This is a genomic window from Pseudoalteromonas sp. SA25 (genome assembly GCF_011378705.1).
Lineage (GTDB): Bacteria > Pseudomonadota > Gammaproteobacteria > Enterobacterales > Alteromonadaceae > Pseudoalteromonas > Pseudoalteromonas arctica.
On sequence record NZ_WTKV01000024.1, the window covers coordinates 17,348 to 42,909 of the forward strand.

A 25,562-nucleotide genomic window follows, 5' to 3' on the forward strand; every position below is an offset into this window, starting at 1 on the left:
TTTTTAGTTTTGAGAACACACAATATACACAAACACGTTGTTGGCGCAGCAAAACCAATCAATATTAAATGAGATTGACTAAAAAAATAAAAATAACGAATTGGCGTTTAAGCCGTATGCCTCTTCGCTTTGCATTCGCAATAGCATCAAAGGAGCCGTCACATGGGTAAACTGACCTCTACCTTGTGGCTTATATTATGTGTTTTTTCGCACCCAGTTTTGGCTAACAGCCAATACAATATGCGCAAAGGCGTAACCGATATAAGCAATAATGTATATCAGCTGCACATGACCATATTTATAATATGTTGTGTGATTGGGGTGATAGTGTTCGCAATTATGTTTTGGGCACTTATTCATCACCGCAAATCTAAAGGGGCTGTACCTGCCCAATTTCACGAAAGCACTAAAGTAGAAATACTTTGGACTGCAATCCCGTTTGTTATTTTAATTGCTATGGCAGTACCAGCCACTAAAACCCTAATTGCAATGGAAGATGCCAGCAAAGCTGATCTCACTATTAAAATTACAGGCTCGCAATGGAAATGGCATTATGAATATATGGGTGAAGATGTAGAGTTTTACTCTATTTTATCTACCCCGCAAGATGAAATAGCGAATCTTGCAGATAAAAATCCTAACTACTTACTTGAGGTTGATAAACCTCTCGTACTGCCAATAAATCAAAAAGTACGATTTTTAATGACTTCTGATGATGTTATTCACTCTTGGTGGGTACCTGATTTTGCAGTTAAAAAAGATGCGAATCCCGGCTTTATAAACGAAACATGGACGAACATAAACGAAGAAGGTACTTACCGAGGCCAATGTGCTGAGTTGTGTGGTAAAGATCATGGCTTTATGCCCGTTGTGGTGGTCGCTAAATCTGAGGCTGATTTTAAAACATGGCTTGCAGATGCAAAGCAGGCTAAACAAAAAGCAGCATTAGCAGATGCCGCATTACTTGATAAAACCCTCCCAAAAGAAGAGTTAATGACTTTAGGAGAACAAGTATATATGGCTAATTGTGCTGCATGTCATCAACCTACTGGCATGGGATTACCGGGTGTATTTCCTGCACTTAAAGGCAGCCCTATAGTGCTTGGCGATATAAAAGATCACATTGATGTAGTTATCCATGGACGACCTGGTACGGCAATGCAAGCTTTTGCCAAGCAGTTATCTATAAAGCAATTAGCTGCGGTTATTACTTATAAGCGTAATGCGTGGGGTAATGATACGGGTGATGTTATTCAACCGAGTCAAATACAGGCAGCACTTGATGCCAAAGTGGAGGCGAACTAATGAGTAGCATAGTAGAACAACCTAACGCCAATGAAGCTCATCATGCTCATCACCCAGCTAAGGGTTTTAAACGCTGGCTTTACACAACTAATCATAAAGATATAGGTAGTTTATATTTAATTTTTTCGCTGACCATGTTCTTAATTGGTGGTGGAATGGCCATGGTGATCAGAGCTGAATTATTTCAACCAGGTTTACAGTTGGTCGATCCTCACTTTTTTAATCAAATGACCACAGTGCATGGTTTAATTATGGTGTTTGGTGCGGTTATGCCGGCCTTTACAGGCCTTGCTAACTGGATGATACCACTCATGATTGGCGCGCCAGATATGGCATTGCCAAGAATGAATAACTGGAGCTTTTGGATTTTACCGTTTGCGTTTTTAATCCTATTGGCATCGTTATTTATGCCTGGTGGGGGTCCTGCATTTGGTTGGACTTTTTATGCACCACTGTCTACAACATACAGTAATGATAATACTGCATTGTTTGTATTTGCCGTACATATTATGGGGATTAGTTCAATAATGGGCGCAATCAATGTGATTGTAACCATAGTGAACTTACGTGCCCCAGGCATGACATGGATGAAGTTGCCCTTATTTGTATGGACGTGGTTAATTACTGCCTTTTTATTAATAGCGGTAATGCCAGTGCTTGCAGGGGCTGTCACTATGGTACTTACCGATAAGTATTTTGCGACCAGCTTTTTTGATGCCGCAGGCGGTGGCGACCCGGTGATGTTCCAACACATTTTTTGGTTTTTTGGTCATCCCGAAGTATACATAATGATTCTTCCTGCCTTTGGCATTATATCTACAATAGTACCTACCTTTTCTCGTAAAAAACTTTTTGGCTATGCCTCAATGGTATACGCCACATCCTCCATAGCACTATTGAGCTTTATTGTATGGGCTCATCATATGTTTACCACTGGGATGCCGGTCGCTGGCGAGTTGTTTTTTATGTACGCGACCATGCTTATATCGGTACCTACAGGAGTAAAAGTATTTAATTGGGTTGCCACAATGTGGAAAGGCTCAATAACTTTTGAAGTGCCAATGCTTTTTAGTATTGCGTTTATTGTGCTGTTTACCTTAGGTGGCTTTTCGGGTTTGATGCTGGCAATTACACCTGCTGACTTTCAGTACCACGATACTTATTTTGTAGTGGCGCATTTTCATTATGTATTAGTAACAGGGGCTGTATTTTCGATAATGGCAGGGGCTTATTACTGGCTGCCCAAGTGGACGGGCAATATGTTTAATATCACGCTAGCTAAATGGCATTTTTGGCTATCGCTGGTGAGTGTGAACGTATTGTTTTTTCCTATGCATTTTGTAGGGCTTGCCGGTATGCCGCGTCGAATTCCCGATTATGCACTTCAATTTGCCGACTTTAACGCAATCATAAGTATTGGTGGATTTGCCTTTGGTTTATCGCAATTGTTGTTTGTAGCTGTGGTAATTAAATGCGCGCGTGGCGGTGATAAAGTGCCTGCAAAAGTATGGGAAGGGGCAGAAGGGCTTGAGTGGGAAGTTGACTCTCCAGCGCCATATCATACTTTTTCTACGCCGCCGGTAATTAAGTAATGACACACGCACCGCTACTCAAACGTTTGGTACTTATTTGCATAGGCATGTTTGCCTTTGCCTTTGCTTTAGTACCTTTGTATGACGTGTTTTGTGATGTAACAGGGCTTAATGGAAAACCTTCGCTTGAGCAAGCAGAGCAAAGTACACAAATAGTACAAAACCGAGAAGTCGGCGTTAGCTTTACTACTCACGCACAAAGTGGTGCACCGTTTGAAGTTAAATCAAAAGAATACAGTGTAGTGGTAAAACCCGGTGCAATGCGTGAAGTAATGTTTAGTGCTAAAAATAACAGCAACCTAGATAAAGTAATGCAGGCTGTACCATCAGTCTCGCCAGGTAAAGCGGCAAAGTATTTACACAAAATAGCCTGTTTTTGCTTTGATCAGCAACCTCTAAAAGCAGGGGAAGAACTTGAATTTAAATTACTTTTTTATGTTGATACCGCACTGCCGAGCGATATTGAAGAATTAACTTTATCTTATACCGTATTTGATATTAGTGAACAGCTGGTGGCAAGTAACAACTAGCTTTTTAAACTAGTGTGAAACTAGGAGTAAATAAAATGAATCAAGAATATGAGCATTATTACGTACCTGAGCAAAGCCCATGGCCTATTGTAGGTGCTGTTGCATTGTTTTTTATTGCAGTAGGGGCAGGCTTGACTGTTATGAGTGTAGGTAAAGAAGGTGGTAGCGGGGTTTATCTGCTTTATGCCGGTATTGCTGTACTTGTGTATATGTTGTTTAGCTGGTTTAAAAATGTAATTAGTGAATCGGACCAAGGTTTGTACTCAGCACAAATGGATCGCTCTTTTAGACAAGGTATGAGCTGGTTTATTTTTTCTGAAGTTATGTTTTTTATGGCCTTTTTTGGTGCGCTTTTTTATGCACGCGTATTGTCGGTACCTTGGCTTGGAGGCGCAGGCAATAATGCAATGACTAACGAGGTATTATGGCCTACTTTTGAAGCTGTTTGGCCGCTAGTTTCAACACCTGCTGGCGAAACTACTCAAGCTATGGGCTGGCAAGGCTTACCGCTTATAAATACCTTAATACTGCTTACTTCCTCAGTTACTTTACATTTTGCCCATGTAGCGATGGAAAACAATAAACGAACTCCACTTAAAGTTTTTTTAGGCGCTACTATTTTATTGGGCGTTTGCTTTTTAGGGCTGCAAGTTGAGGAGTACATGCATGCATATAATGACCTTAACCTAACGCTAGATGCGGGCATTTACGGTAATACGTTCTTTTTATTGACTGGTTTTCATGGCATGCATGTAACGTTAGGAACCGTACTTTTATTTGTAATATTTTTACGGATATTAAAAGGGCACTTTACTAAAGATAAGCACTTTGCTTTTCAAGCAGCTGCTTGGTATTGGCACTTTGTTGATGTGGTGTGGCTGTGTTTGTTTGTATTTGTATATGTGCTGTAGCGTTTATTGGCGAATTATTTGCTTTAATAAAACCAAGTTTAAGCGCTGCAATAACAACAACTAAAACAACGACCGAAAACAATACGCGACGACCTAAAAAGTGAGACATAGGTCGTCCCCCTGTTTTCCCTGACACCATAATAAACAATGCTCTAAATAAGTTAAAAAGTATAAATATTAACAACAGTACGATAATAATTTTAATAATCACTGAGTTGACCCTTTATGCAGTTAGTTTTATGGCACAAACAAAAGCTTAGTTCACTAATCACACTTTGTATGGTTGTGGTTGTTGTACTTGTGTGTGTGCGATTAGGATTTTGGCAGTTGGAGCGGGGTGAGCAAAAACAGCAGCAACTAACCGCTATTGCTAAGCAACAGAATCGGGGTGTGGTGAGCTGGTCTCAATTACTTAACCTGCCTGATAGCTGGAACAAAACAGGTGTATTGGTTGAGTTAAAAGGGCGGTTTGTACAAAGCCAATATTGGCTTTTAGATAATCAAGTTTATAACGGGCAAGTAGGGTACGATTTACTTGCTTTACTAAAGCCAGACAGCGAAGAAAAAGTGATTTTAGTTAATTTAGGATGGGTAAAAGCGCCTATATCTAGAGATACACTGCCAAAGGTTACTCTGCCTACAGGTGTTTTTATTCTTAAAGCGCAAATAAAAGAAAATAACTTAAGTAGCTTTACGCTTGAAGATAAAACTACAAATAATGACTTACCTACAAGAATCCAATCTATCGACTTGAATATGCTGAGCACTCAAGGCCAGCAATCATTAATTAATTTTATGGCTTACAGACAAGGTACTGGTGATGAGATTGCAACACCTCATTATGAGGCAGTTGTTATGAGCCCTCAAAAGCATAATGCCTACGCTGTGCAATGGTTTTTAATTGCTGTTGCATGTGCTGTTGTGGCTATTTTTGCGAGTAAAAAAAGGACACTTAATGAAAAATAATCCCCTTGTGTTGTTTGTGGGCTGCTGCGCTATCCCATTAATTTTGGCATATGGCGCATTAAAGTTTGATTGGTTGCCTACTGCAATTACTAATAATGGCGAGTTTTTAAGCCAAGAAATAAAACTTAAAAATTGGCCGCAAAATAATCCCAAGCAATGGACTATCGCACTTAATTATTCAAACGAATGTAACACCCCATGCAGCGAACAACTCAATGCACTTAATAATTTATATGTGGCACTTGGTAAAAACCAAGGCAAGGTTGATATGGCTGTAATGGGAAGTCCCGACAATAAAAACCTACCATGGAAAATTATTACCGAGCAACAGAGTTTAAATCCTGCAAGTTTGTATTTAATTGATCATATGGGGTTAGTGGTACTTGAATATCCCTTTAAGGTCGAGCCACAAGAAAACCGTTTAGTACAAAAAGGGTTATTAAAAGATCTAAAAAAATTACTTAACTATTCTCGTTCTAGCTAACTAAGTTGAGCTTAAGTTGGAGTATCTGATGTATAAAAATTATAAAAACTTAGTATTAATAACAGGATTACTCGCTTTGATTGTAGTTGCTTTAGGTGCGTACACCCGCTTAAGTGATGCAGGTTTAGGGTGCCCCGATTGGCCTGGTTGTTATGGCTTTTTAACGGTACCTAAGCATGAGGCTGACATAGCCTTAGCAACTCAAAGCTACCCCGATATGATGTTCGAAACCGCAAAAGCGTGGAAAGAAATGATTCATCGCTACTTTGCAGGTGCTTTAGGCTTACTTATTTTAGGTTTATTTGTGTTGGCTTTTTTAAAACGCCAATATCCAACTACGCCAGTTAAATTGCCTTTGGCTTTACTTCTACTAGTGGTGTTTCAGGCTGCTCTTGGTATGTGGACAGTAACCATGAACCTTCAGCCGCTTATTGTAATGGGCCACTTATTAGGTGGCTTTAGTATTTTGTCACTTATAACGCTTTTATATTTACGGCTAACCGCAAAACCTATTATGGGTGGCGATAGCGGCGCAAAACGCTATTTCGGTTTAAGTTTAGTAGCGCTCAGTGTATTAATTATCCAAATTGCACTTGGTGGTTGGCTGGCTGCAAATTACGCCGCTCCACATTGTAGTGGTTTGCCATTGTGTAATTACGCACAACCGTTTTCATTGAGTAGCGTATTTCAATTACCACTTGAGCACAGTAATTATGAGTTTGGTGTGTTATCGCAGCAAGCGCGTATGTCTATTCATTTATTACATCGCATTTGGGCACTCGTTACTTGCATTGTTCTGGCGTTAATTATGTGGAAAATATACAGCCAAGCGTACTCTAAAAAAATTAAAAATTGCGTTGTGAGTGTATTACTTGTTCTGCTTTGCCAAATTAGCTTAGGGCTTATTTTAGTACATTGGCATATTCCGTTGGGAGTTGCACTGGCGCATAACTTGATGGCAGCCATACTGTTATTAAGCATGGTTAGGTTGTGTTATTACCTAAAATTACGCACATAAAGGGGAAATATGATGGCACTTATAATTGATAAAAAAATACTGCTACCCGTTAATACTCAATCGCTAATTTCGCGTACACATAGTTTGCTGCAAGACTACTTAGCAATTAGTAAATTTAAAGTGGTAGCTATGCTGGTGCTAACAGCTTGGGTTGGTTTAGCGCTGGCTCCCGATGTAGGGCGCGGTATGGTCGTACAGTTTATTAGCTTGTTAGGTATAGGGCTACTTTCTGCTGCTGCAGCGGTTATTAATCATGTGGTTGATAGCGAGATAGACTCAAAAATGGCGCGGACTCGTCATCGCCCTGTGGCTAAAGGGCGTTTAAGTAAAACACATGCGCTTAGTTTTGCAGCTGTTATTGGGGTTGCGGGTTTTATTATGCTGATGGTGTGGGCTAATACCTTAACCGCTATATTAACGTTATTTGCATTGGTAGGTTATGCATTTGTTTATACATCATTTTTAAAGCGTGCAACGCCGCAAAATATTGTTATAGGTGGGTTGGCTGGCGCAATGCCTCCATTATTAGGTTGGGTGTCAGAAACAAACCAAATGGCAGCAGCCCCTTGGTTACTCGTAATGATAATATTTACCTGGACCCCACCACACTTTTGGGCGCTGGCTATAGCACGAAAAAGTGATTATGAACGCGCTAAAATCCCTATGTTACCAGTAACCCATGGTATCGATTTTTGTAAAACGTGCGTCGTTGCTTACTCTGTTTTACTCGCTGTTGTTTGCGTATTACCTTATTTAATCGGTATGTCTGGATTAATCTATTTGATAGGTGCATGTGTATTAAATGCCGTGTTTATATATAAGGCGGTCAATTTAAAAATTGCTGGAAATGATGAGACTGCAATGGACTTATTTCGTTTTTCGATTATTCATTTAATGGTACTCTTTGTAATCTTATTTATAGATAAATGGCTCCCTTTATGAAGCAGTTATGGCTTGGATTAATTGTTATTTTAGTTTCGTTTTTATCAGCATGTTCAAATGAAAATAGTCCACCAGATGTCGATGCATTAGTTTACGAAAATGCAAAGCCACTGTCTGATTTTACGCTAAACGATCAGCGCGGTGAATTAGTGACTAAGCAACAATTTGTAGGACAGTGGAATTTAGTATTTTTAGGCTATACAAGCTGTCCAGATATTTGTCCATTAACACTTGCTAAGTTAAATGCTGTTTATAAAAACTTACAAGCAGATTATCCGCTGCAAATTTGGTTTTTATCGGTTGATCCAAAACGCGATACACCAGCTAAACGAAAGCAATATATAGATTACTTTAACCCAGACTTTTTAGCTGTATCAGGGGAACATAAACACCTTTTTCCTGTTGTTCGAGAGCTTGGTTTAATTTACGCCATTAGCGATAGTAGTGAATCAGAATATGCTGTTGATCATAGTGCCTCGGTCGCTATGGTTGATCAAAATGGAGCCGTTAGAGCTATTTTTAAACCAGAATTTAAACAAGGTAGTGTGCCATTAATTAATGCGGCGACTTTAACGCAAGAGTTTAAAAAAATAGCTGATTACTATAAAAACTAGTTTTTTACTTTTTACCAATTTTAAAGGAGCTTTAGGCTCCTTTTTTTGTATTTTAACGACAGGTTAAATTTAATTAAGCATTTTATGGCAATTTTAATAACTAGGGCTAAGCTTTTGTTATGAATTGAATTGACAGGGAATGCACTTACTAAATGCTAAAATTTCCGAGCGAACTTGCTATTACGCAAGTTGAAACACTACATCAAGACTTACTACACGAACTCAATAGCAACGATGATATCTGTCTTGATATTAACGATGTGATTTCTGCTGATACTGCCTCAATTCAACTTTTATGCGCCTTACAAAAACACCTACTTACTATACAGCACAAAATAATATGGGTAGGCAGTAGCGAGGCCTTAACGCATACAATTAATAAACTTGGCTTAAGCCAATACTTAACAACCGAAAGTAAAAGTTAGGGGTATATATGAAAAGAATTTTAGCGGTTGATGATTCAGCATCGATGCGTCAAATGGTGAGCTTTACATTAAAAACGGCCGGGTTTGATGTAACCGAAGCTAAAGATGGCAGTGAAGCTCTCGCTATTGCCAAGCAACAAGATTTTGATGCCGTGATCTCAGATGTAAACATGCCAATAATGGATGGAATTACATTAATACGAGAGCTGCGTACTTTACCGAGTTATAAATTTACACCATTACTAATGCTTACTACAGAGTCGGGCTTAGAAAAAAAGATAGAGGGTAAAGCTGCTGGTGCAACAGGCTGGATTGTAAAACCATTTAATCCCGATCAGCTACTAGCGGTAATTAAAAAAGTTATTCGCTAAGGAGCGCAGTGTGAGTATAGATTTAAGTCAATTTTTTGAAGTTTTCTTTGAAGAGAGTTTTGAAGGCCTAGATACCATGGAGGCTGAGCTATTAAACTTAGTGCCAGGTGAGGAAGATTTAGAAACTATCAACACTATTTTTAGAGCTGCTCACTCAATAAAAGGAGGCAGTGGCACTTTTGGCTTTAGCTCCGTTGCTGACTTTACTCATGTACTTGAAACACTACTGGATCAAATTCGCCAAGGTGAACGAGAGCTTAGTACCGAGCATGTCAATTTATTACTCAAAGCTGTGGATTGCTTGCGTGCTTTACTTGCTGCACTTCAAGGTGAGCAAGAGCCAGATTTAACCGAGGCAGATTCGTTAAAAGTACAATTTGAACGTGTACTTGGAATGAAAAACGAAACACAAGGAAATAAACCTCAAAGCTTTGACGAGCAAACAAGTAGTAACACCTATCAAATAGACTTTAAACCTCATCATCATTTATTTAAAACAGGAAACGAGCCACTGTATATGATCAGTGAGCTTGAAGAGCTAGGTGAGTTAGAAACCACAGTATTTTACGATGAAGTTCCAGAAATTACAGATTTGAGCAGTGATGAATGCTTTTTACATTGGCGCTTTTTTTTAGATACTAGCCATGATGAAAAAGCCATAAAAGAAGTATTTGAATGGGTAGAAGACGATGCCGACATAAAAATTGAATTATGCGGAGGCTTATTTGGCAATGATGAGCAAATACAACCTAATCAAGGTGAGATATCTAAAGCTGTTGAGCTTGAAACATCCGATTTAATAAAAGTAGCTGAGCTACCTAGTAAGCCAAAGCAACCCGCTGCTAATAAAGATAAAAAACCTGCAAGTACACCAGAGTCTACCTCCATTCGAGTTGGTATTGATAAAGTTGATTCGTTAATAAACATGGTTGGCGAACTTGTTATTACACAAGCTATGCTAAATCAACTCAGCGAACAAGAAATCACACCAGCCACAATTACTTTACTACAGGAAGGCCTAGCGCAACTTGCCCATAATACGCGTGATTTACAAGAAAATGTGATGCGCATTCGTATGCTGCCAATAAACTTTGTATTTAGTCGTTTTCCTCGATTAGTGCGAGATATAGCGCAAAAACTAAATAAGCAAGTTGAGCTAAAGCTGATTGGAGAGCAAACCGAGCTTGATAAAACAGTAATGGAAAAAATATCCGATCCTATGGTGCATTTAGTGAGGAACTCACTTGATCATGGATTAGAGACTGTTGAGCAAAGACTGGCGGCAGGTAAAGATCCCGTTGGCACAGTAACCTTAAATGCGTTTCATCAGGGTGGAAACATTGTTATTGAAATAATGGATGATGGGCAGGGGTTAAATACAAAAAAAATAAAAGAAAAAGCCATCGCTAACGAATTAATCTCAGCTGATAACCATCTCAGTGACGATGAAATAAATGAGCTTATTTTTATGCCCGGCTTTTCGACAGTGGATGAGGTAAGTGACTTATCTGGTCGTGGAGTTGGGATGGATGTAGTTAAGCGAAATATTCAATCATTAAATGGCTCAGTGGAAGTAACCTCAGCGCCCGGTGTTGGTTCTACGTTTACTATTAGATTACCACTTACTCTCGCTATTTTAGATGGGCAATTAGTTAAGGTGGCTCAGCATACTTATATTATCCCGCTCATTTCTATTGTGGAGTCACTGCAAATTGATATTGCTAAAGTGAGTCGAGTGGGTAAAAACCTTGATGTATTGAGGCTTCGGGACGAATACATTCCTATTTTAAGGCTCTACGATATTTTTAATCATAAAAATGCCATTGAATCACTCGATAAAACGCTGCTTGTTGTTGTAGAAACAGATAACCAAAAGGTGGGTTTATTAGTTGATGATTTACTGTCTCAACAACAGGTTGTTATTAAAAGTTTAGAGGCTAACTATCATAAAGTTGATGGCGTATCGGGAGCCACTATCTTAGGCGATGGGCGTGTATCGCTGATTGTGGACATTAGCGGCTTAATAAAGCTCTCAGGTTTAAAAAAACCAGGTAGCCAAGAACTAACTATTGAAACGCAAGCCACTTTGGAGGCGTTATGAGCTCAGAGCAAAGCCAGTTAAGTAATCAATTAAATCTTCAGCAACAGCAAGGTGTAAAACAGTTTTTAACTTTTATTATGGCTGATGAAGAATACGGCGTTGATATTTTAACAGTACAAGAAATTCGCAGTTGGGAAGAAATTACAGTATTGCCCAATGCGCCTGAATTTGTAAAAGGCGTTATTAATTTACGTGGAACAATAGTGCCAATTATTGATTTACGGTTGCGCTTTGGATTACCAAGTGTCGACTATGGGCCATTAACGGTGGTTATCGTTGTCAAAATAGAATTTGAACTAGGTAGTAAAATTATAGGTGTTGCTGTTGATGCCGTTTCTGATGTTTACAGTATTGCGGAGCAAGATGCGAAAGCGGTTCCTAGTTTATCTGAATCGAATAATTGTGAATATGTAGCTGGGTTGGTGAATGTTGGTGAAAAAATGGTAGCGCTAATTGACCTGCAAAAAACAATGAATATTTAGCAAACAGAAACTAAATGAATAATAAACTTAAAGGTGGTGATGAGCATGGGATGGTTTAGTAATCCAAAGCAGTCAAAATCAAGTAATGATTTAATTGTAGACGCATTGAATAAATCATTAGCGGTGATTGAGTTTGAACCTAACGGAAAAATAATTACTGCAAATATGAATTTTCTAAACGCGATGGACTATCGCCTTGAAGAGGTTCAAGGCCAGCATCACTCTATGTTTGTTGACCCAGATGAAGCTCAGGGCAACGATTATAAGAACTTTTGGCAACGCCTGCGTAATGGCGAGTTTATCTCAGATGAGTTTAAGCGTAATGCAAAAGGTGGAGCTGAGGTATGGATCCAAGCAACTTATAACCCAATTGTTGATGAGCAAGGGCAAGTATTAAAAGTAGTTAAGTTTGCCACCGACGTGACCGAGCAAAAGTTAATAGCAGCAGAAGCTTCAGGGCAAATTAGTGCTATAAGTAAATCTCAAGCGGTTATCGAGTTTAATTTAGATGGCACTATTATTGATGCCAATGATAACTTTTTAAATGCACTTGGTTATCAACTTAGCGAGATCAAAGGTCAGCACCATAGGCTTTTTATTGAACCCGAACATGCAAATAGTATCGAATATAAAGAGTTTTGGGCCAAACTAGGTCGCGGTGAATTTGATTCAGGGGAATATTTAAGAATAGGGAAGCAGGGTCAGGAGGTTTGGATTCAAGCATCTTATAACCCAATTTATGATATGAACGGCAAGCCGTTTAAAGTGATTAAATACGCATCTGATATTACTGAACAAAAAGAGCTTGAAAAAGCATCTCGTAAAGCAGCCGATTTAGCAAATGCGCTTAAAGTTTGCCAAGCGAACGTAATGATTGCTGATGAAGACCTTAATATAGTATTTGTGAACGATCGTGTTCAGCAAATGCTAAAAGTCCGCGAAAAAGAATTACAAACTGTATTACCAAGCTTTTCTGTTGATAATTTAATTGGCACCTGTGTTGATGATTTTCATAAGCACCCTAATCATCAGCGCGATTTATTAAAAAATCTCGATAAGCCTCATAAAGCCGAATTACTTTTAGCAGGTGTCACTTTCACCTTAATTGCTTCACCTTGGATTAGCCAAGATGGAAAGCATTTAGGCACCATTGTTGAGTGGGAAGATAGGACCAATGAGGTTGCGCTTGAAAAAGAAATAGCCGAACTTATTAGCGCTGCAGGTAATGGCGAATTAGATACAAGAGTCGCGGAAGAAGGCAAGGAAGGATTCTTTTTACGTTTGGCTCAAGGGCTAAATAGCTTAGTTAAAATAGTTGATGATGCAGTTGCTGACACGGGCAGTATGCTCGATGCGATGGCAAATGGTGATTTATCAAAACGAGTTGAAAAAGAATATAAAGGCTCATTTGATAAACTCAAACGCGATGCTAATGCTACGGCAGATAAGTTAACGGAAGTGATTAATCGCATTAATTCATCGGCAACGCTTGTAGCCAGTGGTGCAGAGGAAATCTCTCAAGGTAATGCTGATTTAAGCCAACGTACAGAAGAGCAAGCCTCGTCACTTGAAGAAACAGCGTCGAGCATGGAAGAGATGACTAGCACCGTTCGCCAAAATGCTGATAACGCAAAAGTGGCAAACGATTTAGCAGAAGAAACATGCGAAAAGGCGATTCAAGGTGGTGAGGTTGTAAATAGAGCAGTTACGAGCATGTCGGCAATTAATGAGTCGAGCAAGAAAATTGCAGATATTATTGGTGTCATTGACGAAATAGCATTTCAAACTAACTTATTAGCGCTTAATGCTGCAGTAGAGGCTGCAAGGGCTGGTGAACAAGGTCGAGGCTTTGCGGTTGTTGCAGGTGAAGTGCGTAATTTAGCACAGCGCTCTGCAGGCGCAGCGAAAGAAATTAAAGAGTTAATAAGAGATAGTGTAGGCAAAGTAGCTGATGGCTCTCAATTAGTTAATGAGTCGGGCGCTACACTTAAAGAGATTGTTGTATCGGTACAAAGAGTGACGCAAATGATTTCTGATATTACAGAGGCATCTGAAGAACAAAGTGCGGGTATTGAACAAGTTAATACCGCTATCTCACAAATGGACGAAATGACGCAACAAAATGCCGCCTTAGTAGAGCAAGCCTCTGCCGCTGGCGAGTCTATGGCTGAGCAAGCTAATGAGATGCGCCAACTACTCAACTTTTTCTCAATAGGTCAGCAAGAGATGGCGATGATTTCGCCGACTATGCGCACACCTAAATTATCTCATAAGTCGCAAAGCAGTTTTGTAAGTAATAAACCCAGAGGCGATAACTTTGTAGACTCTGCTGATGAATGGGAAGAATTTTAACAACCAATCTTCTTATATACCTCGCTGAATACATAATCACAGCGAGGTATTATTTGGCAGGCTAAATTGAGAGCGAACAATGAAAGAGTTTTTGTGTACCGACCGCGACTTTAAAGAAATTGCCAGTTTAGTTTATAGCGCATGTGGAATTGTATTAGGTGAGCATAAGCGAGAGATGGTTTATTCACGCTTAGCAAGACGTATTAGAGAGCGAAAACTAACTGACTTTAAAGCCTATTTAGAGTATTTAAATAGCCATAAAGATCAGGAGTTTGATGCCTTTATTAATGCAATAACAACTAACTTAACGTCTTTTTTTCGTGAAATACACCACTTTGAATTTATAAAATCTGAGCTTGTACCTGCTCTCTTAAAGGCAAATAAAAATAGTAAGCGAGTAAGAATCTGGTCTGCAGGTTGCTCAACAGGAGAAGAACCCTACAGTTTGGCGATGACTTTAAATAATGCATTTCCGAGCAATTGGGATGTAAAAATACTAGCAACCGATTTAGATTCTAATGTATTGGCAAAAGCACAAAAGGGTATTTACACCGCAGCGAATGTTAACGGCTTAGATGACGTGCAACTTAAGCGTTGGTTTTTAAAAAGTAAAGACGGTGAAAACTATAAAGTTAAAGATAGGCTAAAAGAGTCTATTTCATTCAAGCGTTTAAACTTATTGCAAGATTGGCCAATGAAAGGATCATTTGATCTTATTTTATGTCGTAATGTTGTTATTTACTTTGATAAAGAAACAAAAGATCAGCTTTTTAAGCGTTACGCCAATATATTAAATGAACAAGGTTATTTGTTTTTAGGTCACTCAGAAAGTATGGGAAAAGAGCATACGCAATTTAAAAATTTAGGGAAAACTATGTACCAAAAGGGACAAAATGCACGCAGAGTTTAGGCCGGTATTACCTAACTTTGAACATATTAAACGATATTGGGACTCGGGCCGAGGTAGCGTTGTTGCTAAAGTGCTTCCGGGTGAGTTTTATGTTTCTAAAAATAATGAGCTGATCTCTACAGTTCTGGGTTCGTGTATTGCGGCTTGTGTTTACGATGAAGTACTAGGGATTGGGGGCATGAATCACTTTATGTTACCAATTCAAAAGGGAGTAGAACTTAAGAATGCGCATAGTTTAAGTTGTCGGTATGGCAATTGGGCTATGGAGTATCTTATAAACGAAGTTTTAAAAAATGGTGCGTCTCGCCGTAACCTAAAAGTAAAACTTTTTGGTGGGGGGAAAATTATTAGTGCGATGACTGATATAGGGCTGGGTAATATTAGTTTTGCAGCGGCGTATATTAAAGAAGAGGCATTAAATCTAGTTGCCCACGATATGGGTGGACCATGGCCACGAAAAATATTTTTTCATCCGAACACCGGTAAAGTTCATATGAAAAAACTTAAAAACCTACATAATAATACGATTGAAAAACGCGAAGTCCGTTACTTACAAAACCTTAAAAAGCAAGAAGTAGTAACTGATATAGAGCTGTTTTAGGAGTATGCATGATTAAAGTATTAATAATTGACGACTCCCCCTTAATTAGGCGTTTACTCACTGAAATATTACAGCAAGCTAAAGATATTACGGTAGTGGGGAGCGCTGAGGATCCCTACGAAGCTCGCGAAATGATAAAAAAGTTAAATCCTGATATATTAACGCTCGACGTAGAAATGCCAAAAATGGATGGCATTAGTTTTTTAAAAAACTTAATGCGATTAAGACCAATGCCAGTAGTGATGATTTCAACACTGACCCAAAAAGGCTCTCCTATTACACTCGAGGCACTCGAATTAGGGGCTGTTGATTTTATAGCTAAGCCTACTAATAACGTAAGAGAGCAATTGAGCCAATATGCATCACTTGTTCAACAAAAGGTGCGAATAGCTGCTGGAGCAAGAGTAAGAAGCTATAAAAAAACGGTCGTCACAAATGAGCCTATTAATACCCATTCTCAATTTTCACTTAATAAAGTAATTGCGATAGGTGCTTCAACGGGTGGTACTGAGGCTATCAAAGAAGTACTTATTAAAATGCCACAAAATTGCCCGCCCATTGTAATTACTCAGCATATTCCTCCTGTGTTTAGCGCCTCATTTGCTGAGCGAATGAATCGTACATGCACGATAAATGTGAAAGAGGCTGAACATGGCGATAAGCTTAGCACTGGCTGGGCTTATATAGCACCAGGTGGTTTTCATTTAAGTATTAAAAAGCGAGGTGTTAGCTTGTATTGCCAGCTTGATGATGGCGAGCCGGTCAACAGACATAAACCTGCGGTAGATGTGCTGTTTAACTCATTAGTTGAGACAGGAGCTAAAAACGTAGTTGCAGCCATACTAACAGGGATGGGGAGTGATGGCGCAAAAGGGTTACTTGCACTAAAACAAAACGGTGCGTATACCTTGGCTCAAGATGAGTACTCATCGGTGGTATGGGGTATGCCTAAGGCTGCCGCTGAGTTAAATGCAGCGGACGAGATAGTTGCGCTGGATAAAATAACCCAGCGACTATTACATCAGGCAGTTAAGGTTTAGGCGCTTCAATTACCCAAGGCTGCGAAAACCAAAAATAATCACCAGGGCTAGAAATAGAAGGGGCCGTACAATTAAAACGAGATCGCCCTTTATTAAGCACCTTTGGTGAGGTTATTTCGACTGTATTTTTATTTACCCACTTTAAATCTGCTTGGCCTACGCTTGATACGTAACAGGCAAATTGGCTTTTATGAAAGTCACCCATTTTAAATTCAATTGTGAGCGTGGGTGGGTTTTGTTGTGTAACGCTATCTTGATAAGTTAAATTGGTGATATTAAACGCGCGTGAGTTAAGCTTAGTAATAAGAGTTTCTAGTTTGCTGTAAAAGCCTGATGCAGGAAAACGTGGTAAGCGGCTAAAATTAGAGTCTTTATTTACAGCGCCGGAGTGCTGACCAATACCCACAAAACCAAGCTCTGTCACAAGTGCTTGCAGCTCGTTATTAAACTCACCATACGGGTATGCTAAGTATTTATAGTCGTGGCCTATTTCTTCTTTTATACGCTTTTGAGAGCTAATAATATCTTGCTTAATACGTGATTGCCATTGTGCATCGGTTTCGTTTTCAAGCTTAAGGTGTAAGTAATCATGTTGTCCGCTATGATTGGCTATTAATGCCCCTTTTTTAGATAATTCTTTGAGCTTATCCCACCCCATTACGTAGCTCATGCCCTCGTCTATTAATTTAGGATTTACAAAGATAGTGTACGGGTAGCCAAACTTTTCTAAAATAGGCGCGGCTTGTTCATAGTTATTGTTATAACCATCATCAAAGGTGATGGCGACAGTTTTATCAGGTAAGGTTTCACCTTGCTGAAGTGCGTTTATTAAGTCATTAAGAGGAATAACGTTAAAGTTGTGCTCTTTTAAATAGCTCAAATGTTTAGTGAATGTATTGGCGCTAACGCTTGTTACAGCGGGTAGGGTTTCACTAACATGATGATACTGTAAAATAACGGCTGCTTGAGCCCGCACAGATATACTAATGAGGATAAATAATACTAAATGAAACAATTTCTTATACATAATAAGGCACACCATAAAAGCTTGCTGTTGTTAGCGGGTCCGATGATACTATCAAATATCACAGTGCCGTTGTTAGGAATTGTTGATACTGCTGTAATTGGGCACTTAGGAAGCGCTCATTACTTAGCGGGTATTGCCCTTGGCTCTGCAGTTATATCTATTTTATTTTGGCTTGCTGGTTTTTTAAGAATGAGCACCACGGGACTCGTGGCACAAGCATACGGAAAAAACGATTTAACCCAACTTGCCGCTTTACTTAAACGAAGCCTATTGCTTGCAAGCGCAGTGGCCGTGCTATTAATTGTGTTATCCCCATTAATAAAGCACGCTATAGCTTACCTCTCCGCCGCCAATAGCGACGTACTTACCCAAGCGTATCAGTATTTTAGCATTCGTATTTTTAGTGCTCCAGCAGCATTATGTAATTTAGTGTTACTGGGGTGGATGCTTGGTGTGCATTATGGTCGAGGTCCATTTTATTTATTACTCGTCACTAATATCGTTAATATAGTACTCGATATTTATTTTGTTGTTTATTTAGATTGGGCAGTTGCAGGCGCTGCGTGGGCTTCACTTATTGCTGATTATACGGCTTTAGTATTTGCACTGTTTTTAGTGGTTAAACTAGCTAAAAAACAAGACATTGATCTAAATGTACCGAATTGGTTGAGTATTAGCAAAATGGCTGAATTATTGAGTTTGAATAGAGATATATTTATTCGCTCTTTAATACTGCAATTATGCTTTAGTTTTATGACGTTTTACGCAGCGCGTATAGGCGAAACCACATTAGCTGCTAATGCTGTTTTACTTAACTTTCTAATGTTGGTGAGTTTTGCTCTTGATGGCGTTGCTTACGCGTCTGAGGCAAAAGTAGGGCAAGCTAAAGGCCAAGGAAGCGTTAAAAATATAGAGCTTTGGGTTAAAGTAAGTGTATTTTGGGGCATGCTTTTTGGCGTCTTATATAGCGCTTTTTTTGCATTATTCGGCAGCGGTATAATCAAGCTTTTAACCAATGTGCCAGAGGTTATTCAAGAGGCAACACACTATTTACCATGGCTAATAGTGTTGCCTATTTTGGCCATGAGTTGCTTTTTGTTTGATGGTGTTTTTGTAGGGCTTACGCGAGCAAAGAACATGCGTAACAGTATGATACTTTCAGCTGGAGTTGGCTTTTTTGGTGTGTTTTGGGTGTTTATAGACTTGCAAAATAACGGGTTATGGCTGGCTATGAGCTGTTTTATGTTAATGCGCGGGGTTACATTAATAATTAAATATCACCACTTAAAAATAAATAATCAGCTATTAGATTAAACTAAATAAATGGTTTATTTCCAGAGATCGGGGTCGTGGTGTTTAGGGCCCATATCTTTTAAAACTTGTGAAAAACGATTAGCAAAAATACCGCAGTAGCCCCAACCGGCAAAAAATAATGCGGGGAGTAGAATTATAACGCCAATTATTTGTAAGCTGTAGTGAGTGTAATACCCAATAGATACGAATATCACGGCTAGCACAAACAGTGCTAAGCCGCGAAAAAAGCGCTTTAAGCTCAGCTTAGGGTTGCTCCCTAAGCGATAAATAAGCTGCTTTAGCATTTAGAGGGCCTAATAGTAAGAGTGATCGCCCGCTTCGTGCTCTGTTATATCAGCAACACCGGTGATTTCTTCAAACTTAGCTATCATTTCTTTTTCAATGCCTTCTTTTAGCGTTACATCGATCATAGAACAACCGTTACAACCACCACCAAACTGAAGTATAGCTATACCTGCAGCTGTAATTTCAACAAGGCTTACTTGACCACCGTGGTTAGCAAGTTGTGGATTTACTTCGGTTTCTAGCATGTGCTGTACACGTTCGTTTAACGATGCATCGTTACCTATTTTACGCGCCTTTGCATTTGGTGCTTTTAGCGTTAACTGAGTACCCATTTTGTCGGTAACAAAATCGATTTCAGCTTCTTCTAAAAATGGAGCACTTTCAGCATCTACAACGGCATCAAAACCGTTAAAGTTTAGGCGAATATCGCTCGCTTCTACAGCGTCTTCTGGACAATAAGACACACCACATTCCGCTTGTGATGAACCAGGGTTTACAACAAACACACGAATATTGGTTTGTTGTGATTGATCTGCTAATAGTTTAGCAAAATGCGCTTGCGCTGTTTCGGAAATAGAAATCATAAAACCATCTATACTTGACTAAATTACTCGGATACTGCGTATCATACTCCGCTCATCGTGTTGCGGCTAGTGTTGAGCGTAAAAAGTTGGCATCTATTTTAAGCAATGGTAGCGTGCAAACAACGAACATTTTTTGAGTGATTTATATGCGTTTGGTATTAACATTAATGGTGGTGTTGCTTAGCTTTTCAAGTGTAGCTAAGCCACTTTCGTATTATTTTGAACAAGATGTAAAATTTGACCCTTCAATTCCTACTCCTGAGCAAGTACTCGGTTACGAAGTAGGAGAGTGGCACGTGAGACACGATCAGCTCGTACGTTATATGGAAATACTTGCTGATAAAAGCGACCGTATAAATTTTGAGGTGATTGGCCGCACGCATGAACAACGCCCGTTAGTAATGCTAACAATTACTGCTGCTGATAAGTTATCAAGCATAGAGCAGACACGCCAAGCTCACTTAGCACGCTTAAGTAATAACAGTGGTAAAGCACAAGGCGACCCTGCTGTTGTATGGATGGGATACAGTGTGCATGGTAATGAGTCATCAGGTAGTAACTCATCTTTGCTGGTGGCATATTACTTAGCTGCTGCACAAGGTACTGAAATAGATGAGCTATTAAATAACACGGTTATTTTACTCGACCCTTCACTTAATCCTGACGGGCTTGCTCGTTTTGCTAATTGGGCAAACAGTAACCGAGGCATGAACTTATCAAGTGACCCTAAAACCCGTGAACATGTTGAAAACTGGCCAAGTAGTCGTACCAATCACTACTGGTTTGATTTAAATCGTGACTGGTTATTACTACAGCATCCTGAATCGCGCGCGCGTATTGCTAAATTTCATCAGTGGAAACCAAATGTCTTAACCGATTTTCATGAAATGGGGCCTAATAGCAGTTACTTTTTTCAACCAGGTATTCCAAGCCGTAAACACCCAATAACACCTGATGAAAATGTAACGTTAACTAAAGCGATTGCTAACTATCACGCAAAAACGTTAGATGAAAACAACGCACTTTATTTTACTGAAGAAAGCTTTGATGACTTCTATTACGGTAAAGGTTCAACCTATCCCGATGTAAATGGCGGCATAGGCATTTTATTTGAACAAGCAAGTTCTCGCGGACATATTCAAGACACCATAAATGGACCTTTGAGCTTTCCTTTCACTATTAAAAATCAACTGTTAACGAGTTTATCTACCTTTAAGGCAGCAGTTGATAACCGCCAAGCATTACTTGATTACCAGGCTAAGTTTTACAATCAAGCTACAGATTTAGCCAGCGATGAAAGCTTTGAAGGTTATGTTGTTGAAGGTGCAAGCGACAACACCCGTATTATGCACTTTTTAGAATTGTTAAAGCAGCATCAAATTAACGCTTACCCACTTACTAAATCATTAAAAGCAGATGGTAAGAATTTCAGTACACATAGCTATTTTGTACCATTAGCACAACCACAATATCGTTTAGTAAAAGCGATTTTTAGTGAGCAAAAAAACTTTGCCGATAATACTTTTTACGATGTATCTGGCTGGACATTAGCGCATGCGTTTAATTTGCCATTTTCTAAAGTTAAAAGTAGTTGGGGATTAAAAGTTGCTGATAAAGCATGGGAAAAAGTAGCAACCCCATCATTTTCTTCACTCACCGAAGGTTACGCATTTGGTTTTTCGTGGGATGATTATTTAGCACCTAAAATGTTAAATAGCTTATTACAGCAAGGTATAAAAGCACGTGTAGCGCTAAAAGCATTAACGGCTAAATCAACATCAGGAGAAATTAATTTTAAACCTGGAAGTATTATTATACCGGCTGGACTACAAACAAATACAGATTGGATTACCTTGCTAAATAAAGCACAAAATGAGTTTGGTATTGCAATCAAACCTATTACATCAGGTTTAACAAGCAAAGGAGCCGATTTAGGGTCGCGATCAATGGCGGTTGTTAGTGCTCCAAAAGTACTGCTTATTGGCGGGCAAGGCGCAAGCCAGTACGAAGTCGGTGAAGTGTGGTATTACCTAGATCGATTTGTAGGTGTTGCACCAACAATTGTTGAAATGAACCGCTTTAGTTCACTCGAGTTAAGTGAATACAGCCATATTGTGCTTGCTCATGGCAATTACAATAGCTTATCTGATGCCGACAAAGTGGCTATTAAAAGCTGGGTAAGAAAAGGCGGCGTTATTTGGGGTCACAAAGGCGGCGCTAAATTTTTAGCTGATCAGCAATTACTCAAAGCAAGCTATCTATCACGACAAGATGTAGCAAGTGCATTTAAAACGACAGGTTTAAGTTATGGCGATAAAGATCATTTAGCAGGACGTCAACGCATTGCAGGTGCTATTTTTAATACTAATGTAGACTTAACTCATCCGCTTACATTTTCACTTAAGCGTAATACATTGCCCGTATTCAAAAACAGTACTTGGTTGCTAGAAGCTTCCGATGCTCCGTTCGTAAATGTACTTACCTACACTAAAAATCCATTATTGGCAGGCTTTACCGATGCCGTTAATGTTGAGCAAGTTGCTGGCGGCGCAGGCTTAATTGCTCACTCATACGGACGAGGTACAGTAATAGGCATGACCGACGACCCTGTATTTAGAGGTTACTGGTATGGGACTAGTCGACTACTAAGCAACGCTTTATTTTTTGGCCATACGTTTCGTGCAAATGGCGAATAATACCAATTCGCTTAAATTAAGTGATCTATTTTGAGGATGGAAAAACGTGTTGATAGCTAGGCAAAAAATTCGCTATTTAGTTGTTCTCGGCAATTGCTCCTGCATTGCTCTACCTTCTGCATCCATGCAGTCGTAAATGAAAATTTTTTAACTCAGGTAGCGACACGTTTAGCCCCGTAAAATGATTAAGTATTATTGCGGATTGGTATAATACTTTTTAATAATTAAATAGGCGTTAAGCAAGTTGTAAAAGCCCACACTTGTTTAGCGCCTGCTTGTTTTAGTGCACTAGTAGCTGCGTTTAATGTTGCCCCTGTCGTCATCACATCATCAACAATAGCGACTGTTTTACCGCCCATATCCTGTGTACAAATAAAGGCATTTTTTAAGTTTTTAATACGCTTTGCTTTAGATAGCTCCGACTGAGCTTGTGTGTTTTTATTGCGAATAAGTACGTTACTCACTGATGCGTAATTAGTTAAACATGGTTGCCAAACTTGGCTTACCTGATTAAACCCGCGAGTAATGAATCGGCTTTTATGAAGAGGTAAAATAATAAAGGTATCTGGCAAAGTAGGGCTTTGCTCAAAAAACTGCGTTAATTGTTTTTGTATAACTTGCTGCAATGCCTTTTTATAATGAATTTGATTATTAAATTTTAGCCTTTTAAGCCAATGTTCAAAGGGAGGTTGATAAAAAGCACAGGCAAATAATTTATCAAACTCGCAATTAGGAAACATCTCAACAATATCGGGTCGATACAGTAAATTCTTATGCTTACTAAAGTCAAACAATGGTAAATCTTCAAGGCAATAATCACAAAGCCCTAAAGAGGTCGTAATCGTATTTTGACATTGCACGCAATAAGAGGGAAATAACCAATTTAAAATGGCTTGTTTCACTGACTCGCTCCTTGCATTGCAATCGCCTTTTTAAACGTTATGATGAGCCTAAGTTTGGTAAAGGTTAGGCAAATATGCAAAATGAGTTAGTGTTATTACATGGTTGGGGAATGAATCAGGGCGTATGGCAGTTAGTACAGCCAGAACTTGAGTTTTTATATTCAGGAAGTGTACGTAGCCTTGACCTACCTGGGTTTGGTAATAGCCATGTTTGCCCAAGCCCTTATACTTTGCATGATGCAGCAGAAACTTTAAGTAAGCAGTTAAAGCCGAAGACCATTTTAATGGGGTGGTCGTTAGGTGGATTATTTGCACTTTATATTGCTAAGCATTGGCCTGAAAAAGTATCAAAAGTTATTTTAATTGCATCGACTCCTTTTTTTGCGGAGGCAGATAATTGGCCCGGAATAAAAGCGAATGTATTGGCGCAGTTTAAAGAGCAGTTAGTTAATCATCGAGAAAAAACAATAGAGCGCTTCTTAGCTATTCAAGCGATGGGTAGCGAGTCGGCGCGTGATGATATAAAGCTGCTTAAACAATTACTAAATCAGTACAGCGCACCACAAAGCGACGCCCTGAGCGCTGGTTTAGATATTTTACAAAACGACGATTTACGTGATTTATTTGCTCATTGCCCAGTACCTATCAAAGGAGTATTTGGCCGACTTGATGCCTTAGTGCCTTATAAAGCAATTAGTGAAATGTCAGTACTAAATACTGAGTTTGAATACGAAGTGCTAGATAAAGCGTCGCACGCGCCGTTTATTTCTCATAAAAGTGAGTTTTTATCTGTCGTTAAATCAATGCTTTAAAATAGAGCTAAGAATAGCGCTGTTTAAAGCTTTATTTTGAGCAGAACCTGAGCGATAATTAAACAATGTTTATTTGGTGGAGGTTTTAATATGCCAATCGGATCTGTATTTAATAGTGGTGTAGAAGGGTTTAATCGAGCTAGCCAAGGTATTGAAAAAGCCAGTGCTGAGATTAACCGTGCCAGTATAGAACAGCAAGATGACGCGCAATTAGCGCAGCAACGTCAGCTTACAGCAGCACGCCCTGAAGAAGCTATTACTGCACCTGTAGCACAGCCTGCTCGTGTTGATGAAGCACTTGTTAACTTAAAAGTTGAAGAGTTTAATGCCAAGGCAAATACGCAATCAATTCAAACGGCCGATGATGTACTTGGCACGTTAATCGATATTAAAGTTTAGTATTATGAATATTGTCACGCCATTTCCTTCTATCAATATAAACACTGCAAATGTTTATACGGAAACTGCACGGCGTGACAACCAACTACGCGAAGTTATTCCTGCTCCCGCATCTAGTAGCGCAAGCAATACAGAAACCAAAGCGCAAAGTGATTCTGAAAAAGCAAAATTACCAGGCAGTAGCGATGGTGCGACGTATAACGCAACGGGAAAAATAGCAGACGAAAAGTCAGTTCAGCAGCGCGATGGAAACTCAGAAAACCCTGAGGGCTCTGAGGAAGAAAGTGAAGCAATTGAGAAAAAAGAATCTGAGCAAGAAGAGCTGCAATTAGAACAAGAACAACAACAAATTACAGAGCTAAAAGCACGAGATACTGAAGTACGAATACACGAGCAAGCGCACGCTTCTGTAGGTGGGCAACATGCTGGCTCGCCAAGCTATGAGTATCAACGTGGCCCAGATGGTACTAACTACGCAGTTGGCGGAGAAGTACAAATAGATGTGTCAGAAATTCCGGGTGACCCGCAAGCGACTATAGACAAAATGCAAACGGTACGCGCTGCCGCATTAGCGCCTGCAGAGCCTTCGGGAGCTGATCGCTCTATTGCCGCAGATGCTACGCAAAAGCTAGCAGCGGCTCAAGCTGAGCTTGCACAACCTGAAAAAGAAGACGACGAAGACGCAAAAAGTAAGCTTGAAGCTTCATTCTCTAGCGATGAAAGCAACGATACAAAAACAGCTAAAAGTGATGAGCAAACACGTGATGCCGATGTTGAGGCACGGGCGGGGCGTATTGCTAACTTTTATCAAATGGCTACATCGCCAGCGAGCCAAAGTAGTTTTTCAGCGTTAAGTTAATAATTTAGCAAAACATAACCACAAAAAAACCGCTTACGCG

At 39.4% G+C, this 25,562-nt stretch carries 27 protein-coding genes; 22 read left to right on the top strand and 5 right to left on the bottom strand.

Going from position 1 to position 25,562, the window contains the following annotated elements:
- Positions 1-162: 162 nt before the first annotated feature.
- Genes coxB through GQR45_RS17235 form a run of 4 tightly spaced genes read left to right on the top strand, consistent with a single transcriptional unit; the run spans position 163 to position 4,338 of the window.
- Positions 163-1,305 carry a cytochrome c oxidase subunit II gene (gene coxB / locus GQR45_RS17220; RefSeq protein ID WP_024594300.1) on the top strand — a complete coding sequence of 381 codons (1,143 nt, stop codon included), beginning with the start codon at positions 163-165 and terminating at the stop codon, positions 1,303-1,305.
- A complete protein-coding gene (gene ctaD, locus GQR45_RS17225; RefSeq protein WP_007584944.1) occupies positions 1,305-2,897 on the top strand; it encodes a cytochrome c oxidase subunit I in 1,593 nt (530 codons plus the stop codon). The genes coxB and ctaD overlap by 1 nt, the downstream gene beginning before the upstream one ends.
- Positions 2,897-3,427, top strand: coding sequence for a cytochrome c oxidase assembly protein (locus GQR45_RS17230; protein WP_002959612.1), 531 nt, complete (start codon positions 2,897-2,899; stop codon positions 3,425-3,427). The genes ctaD and GQR45_RS17230 overlap by 1 nt, the downstream gene beginning before the upstream one ends.
- A 35-nt stretch (positions 3,428-3,462) precedes the next feature.
- Positions 3,463-4,338: a cytochrome c oxidase subunit 3 gene (locus tag GQR45_RS17235; RefSeq protein WP_002959610.1), complete on the top strand. Its 876-nt coding sequence runs from the start codon at positions 3,463-3,465 to the stop codon at positions 4,336-4,338.
- Here GQR45_RS17235 and GQR45_RS21590 read toward each other — a convergent pair.
- Positions 4,241-4,549, bottom strand: coding sequence for a DUF2909 family protein (locus tag GQR45_RS21590; protein ID WP_076915320.1), 309 nt, complete (start codon positions 4,547-4,549; stop codon positions 4,241-4,243). The genes GQR45_RS17235 and GQR45_RS21590 overlap by 98 nt on opposite strands.
- A 14-nt stretch (positions 4,550-4,563) precedes the next feature.
- Between GQR45_RS21590 and GQR45_RS17245 the strand changes: the two genes are divergently transcribed.
- The 13 genes from GQR45_RS17245 (at position 4,564) to GQR45_RS17305 (ending at position 16,644) form a co-directional block, all read left to right on the top strand.
- On the top strand, positions 4,564-5,304 hold the full coding sequence (locus tag GQR45_RS17245) for an SURF1 family protein (protein ID WP_165726585.1): 741 nt from the start codon (positions 4,564-4,566) through the stop codon (positions 5,302-5,304).
- Positions 5,294-5,788: a hypothetical protein gene (locus GQR45_RS17250; protein ID WP_007584950.1), complete on the top strand. Its 495-nt coding sequence runs from the start codon at positions 5,294-5,296 to the stop codon at positions 5,786-5,788. The genes GQR45_RS17245 and GQR45_RS17250 overlap by 11 nt, the downstream gene beginning before the upstream one ends.
- 28 nt (positions 5,789-5,816) lie before the next feature.
- Positions 5,817-6,806, top strand: coding sequence for a COX15/CtaA family protein (locus GQR45_RS17255; RefSeq protein WP_165726586.1), 990 nt, complete (start codon positions 5,817-5,819; stop codon positions 6,804-6,806).
- A 12-nt stretch (positions 6,807-6,818) separates the two neighbouring features.
- Entirely contained in the window at positions 6,819-7,748 is a 930-nt protein-coding gene (gene cyoE / locus GQR45_RS17260; RefSeq protein ID WP_002959598.1) for a heme o synthase, read from the top strand.
- On the top strand, positions 7,745-8,362 hold the full coding sequence (locus GQR45_RS17265; RefSeq protein ID WP_165726587.1) for an SCO family protein: 618 nt from the start codon (positions 7,745-7,747) through the stop codon (positions 8,360-8,362). The genes cyoE and GQR45_RS17265 overlap by 4 nt, the downstream gene beginning before the upstream one ends.
- A 152-nt stretch (positions 8,363-8,514) precedes the next feature.
- Complete coding sequence (locus tag GQR45_RS17270) at positions 8,515-8,787, top strand: STAS domain-containing protein (RefSeq protein ID WP_165726588.1); 273 nt, start codon at positions 8,515-8,517, stop codon at positions 8,785-8,787.
- Positions 8,788-8,795: 8 nt separating this feature from the next.
- Complete coding sequence (locus GQR45_RS17275) at positions 8,796-9,158, top strand: response regulator (protein WP_007584956.1); 363 nt, start codon at positions 8,796-8,798, stop codon at positions 9,156-9,158.
- A 10-nt stretch (positions 9,159-9,168) separates the two neighbouring features.
- On the top strand, positions 9,169-11,259 hold the full coding sequence (locus tag GQR45_RS17280; protein WP_165726589.1) for a chemotaxis protein CheA: 2,091 nt from the start codon (positions 9,169-9,171) through the stop codon (positions 11,257-11,259).
- Complete coding sequence (locus GQR45_RS17285) at positions 11,256-11,741, top strand: chemotaxis protein CheW (RefSeq protein WP_007584959.1); 486 nt, start codon at positions 11,256-11,258, stop codon at positions 11,739-11,741. Before GQR45_RS17280 ends, GQR45_RS17285 begins: the two co-directional genes overlap by 4 nt.
- A 45-nt stretch (positions 11,742-11,786) precedes the next feature.
- Positions 11,787-14,093 carry a methyl-accepting chemotaxis protein gene (locus GQR45_RS17290; RefSeq protein WP_165726590.1) on the top strand — a complete coding sequence of 769 codons (2,307 nt, stop codon included), beginning with the start codon at positions 11,787-11,789 and terminating at the stop codon, positions 14,091-14,093.
- A 79-nt stretch (positions 14,094-14,172) separates the two neighbouring features.
- Positions 14,173-15,003 carry a protein-glutamate O-methyltransferase CheR gene (locus GQR45_RS17295; RefSeq protein ID WP_024591684.1) on the top strand — a complete coding sequence of 277 codons (831 nt, stop codon included), beginning with the start codon at positions 14,173-14,175 and terminating at the stop codon, positions 15,001-15,003.
- The gene (gene cheD, locus GQR45_RS17300; protein ID WP_007584962.1) at positions 14,987-15,604 is read left to right on the top strand and encodes a chemoreceptor glutamine deamidase CheD; all 618 of its coding nucleotides are present in this window, start codon (positions 14,987-14,989) and stop codon (positions 15,602-15,604) included. Before GQR45_RS17295 ends, cheD begins: the two co-directional genes overlap by 17 nt.
- A gap of 8 nt (positions 15,605-15,612) precedes the next feature.
- Positions 15,613-16,644 carry a chemotaxis response regulator protein-glutamate methylesterase gene (locus GQR45_RS17305; RefSeq protein ID WP_165726591.1) on the top strand — a complete coding sequence of 344 codons (1,032 nt, stop codon included), beginning with the start codon at positions 15,613-15,615 and terminating at the stop codon, positions 16,642-16,644.
- Here GQR45_RS17305 and GQR45_RS17310 read toward each other — a convergent pair.
- Positions 16,634-17,671 carry a polysaccharide deacetylase family protein gene (locus GQR45_RS17310; RefSeq protein ID WP_165726592.1) on the bottom strand — a complete coding sequence of 346 codons (1,038 nt, stop codon included), beginning with the start codon at positions 17,669-17,671 and terminating at the stop codon, positions 16,634-16,636. The two genes, GQR45_RS17305 and GQR45_RS17310, sit on opposite strands and share 11 nt — an antisense overlap.
- A gap of 42 nt (positions 17,672-17,713) precedes the next feature.
- Between GQR45_RS17310 and GQR45_RS17315 the strand changes: the two genes are divergently transcribed.
- Positions 17,714-18,985: an MATE family efflux transporter gene (locus tag GQR45_RS17315; RefSeq protein ID WP_165726593.1), complete on the top strand. Its 1,272-nt coding sequence runs from the start codon at positions 17,714-17,716 to the stop codon at positions 18,983-18,985.
- Positions 18,986-18,999: 14 nt separating this feature from the next.
- Here GQR45_RS17315 and GQR45_RS17320 read toward each other — a convergent pair whose 3' ends face one another.
- Positions 19,000-19,269: a hypothetical protein gene (locus GQR45_RS17320; RefSeq protein ID WP_165726594.1), complete on the bottom strand. Its 270-nt coding sequence runs from the start codon at positions 19,267-19,269 to the stop codon at positions 19,000-19,002.
- 9 nt (positions 19,270-19,278) lie between these two features.
- Positions 19,279-19,854, bottom strand: coding sequence for a Fe-S biogenesis protein NfuA (nfuA, locus tag GQR45_RS17325; RefSeq protein WP_007584966.1), 576 nt, complete (start codon positions 19,852-19,854; stop codon positions 19,279-19,281).
- Positions 19,855-20,000: 146 nt separating this feature from the next.
- Between nfuA and GQR45_RS17330 the strand changes: the two genes are divergently transcribed.
- A complete protein-coding gene (locus GQR45_RS17330; RefSeq protein ID WP_165726595.1) occupies positions 20,001-22,550 on the top strand; it encodes a M14 family zinc carboxypeptidase in 2,550 nt (849 codons plus the stop codon).
- A 224-nt stretch (positions 22,551-22,774) separates the two neighbouring features.
- On the opposite strand, the gene GQR45_RS17335 is transcribed toward GQR45_RS17330, so the two are convergent.
- Positions 22,775-23,452: a ComF family protein gene (locus tag GQR45_RS17335; protein WP_165726596.1), complete on the bottom strand. Its 678-nt coding sequence runs from the start codon at positions 23,450-23,452 to the stop codon at positions 22,775-22,777.
- 74 nt (positions 23,453-23,526) lie between these two features.
- On the opposite strand from GQR45_RS17335, the gene bioH reads away from it, so the two are divergent.
- The 3 genes from bioH (at position 23,527) to GQR45_RS17350 (ending at position 25,522) form a co-directional block, all read left to right on the top strand.
- Positions 23,527-24,264 carry a pimeloyl-ACP methyl ester esterase BioH gene (bioH, locus tag GQR45_RS17340; RefSeq protein WP_010554945.1) on the top strand — a complete coding sequence of 246 codons (738 nt, stop codon included), beginning with the start codon at positions 23,527-23,529 and terminating at the stop codon, positions 24,262-24,264.
- A 90-nt stretch (positions 24,265-24,354) separates the two neighbouring features.
- Positions 24,355-24,663, top strand: a complete 309-nt coding sequence (locus tag GQR45_RS17345) for a hypothetical protein (protein ID WP_007584971.1) — start codon at positions 24,355-24,357, stop codon at positions 24,661-24,663.
- 4 nt (positions 24,664-24,667) lie between these two features.
- Positions 24,668-25,522, top strand: a complete 855-nt coding sequence (locus tag GQR45_RS17350; protein ID WP_007584974.1) for a putative metalloprotease CJM1_0395 family protein — start codon at positions 24,668-24,670, stop codon at positions 25,520-25,522.
- Positions 25,523-25,562: the final 40 nt, after the last annotated feature.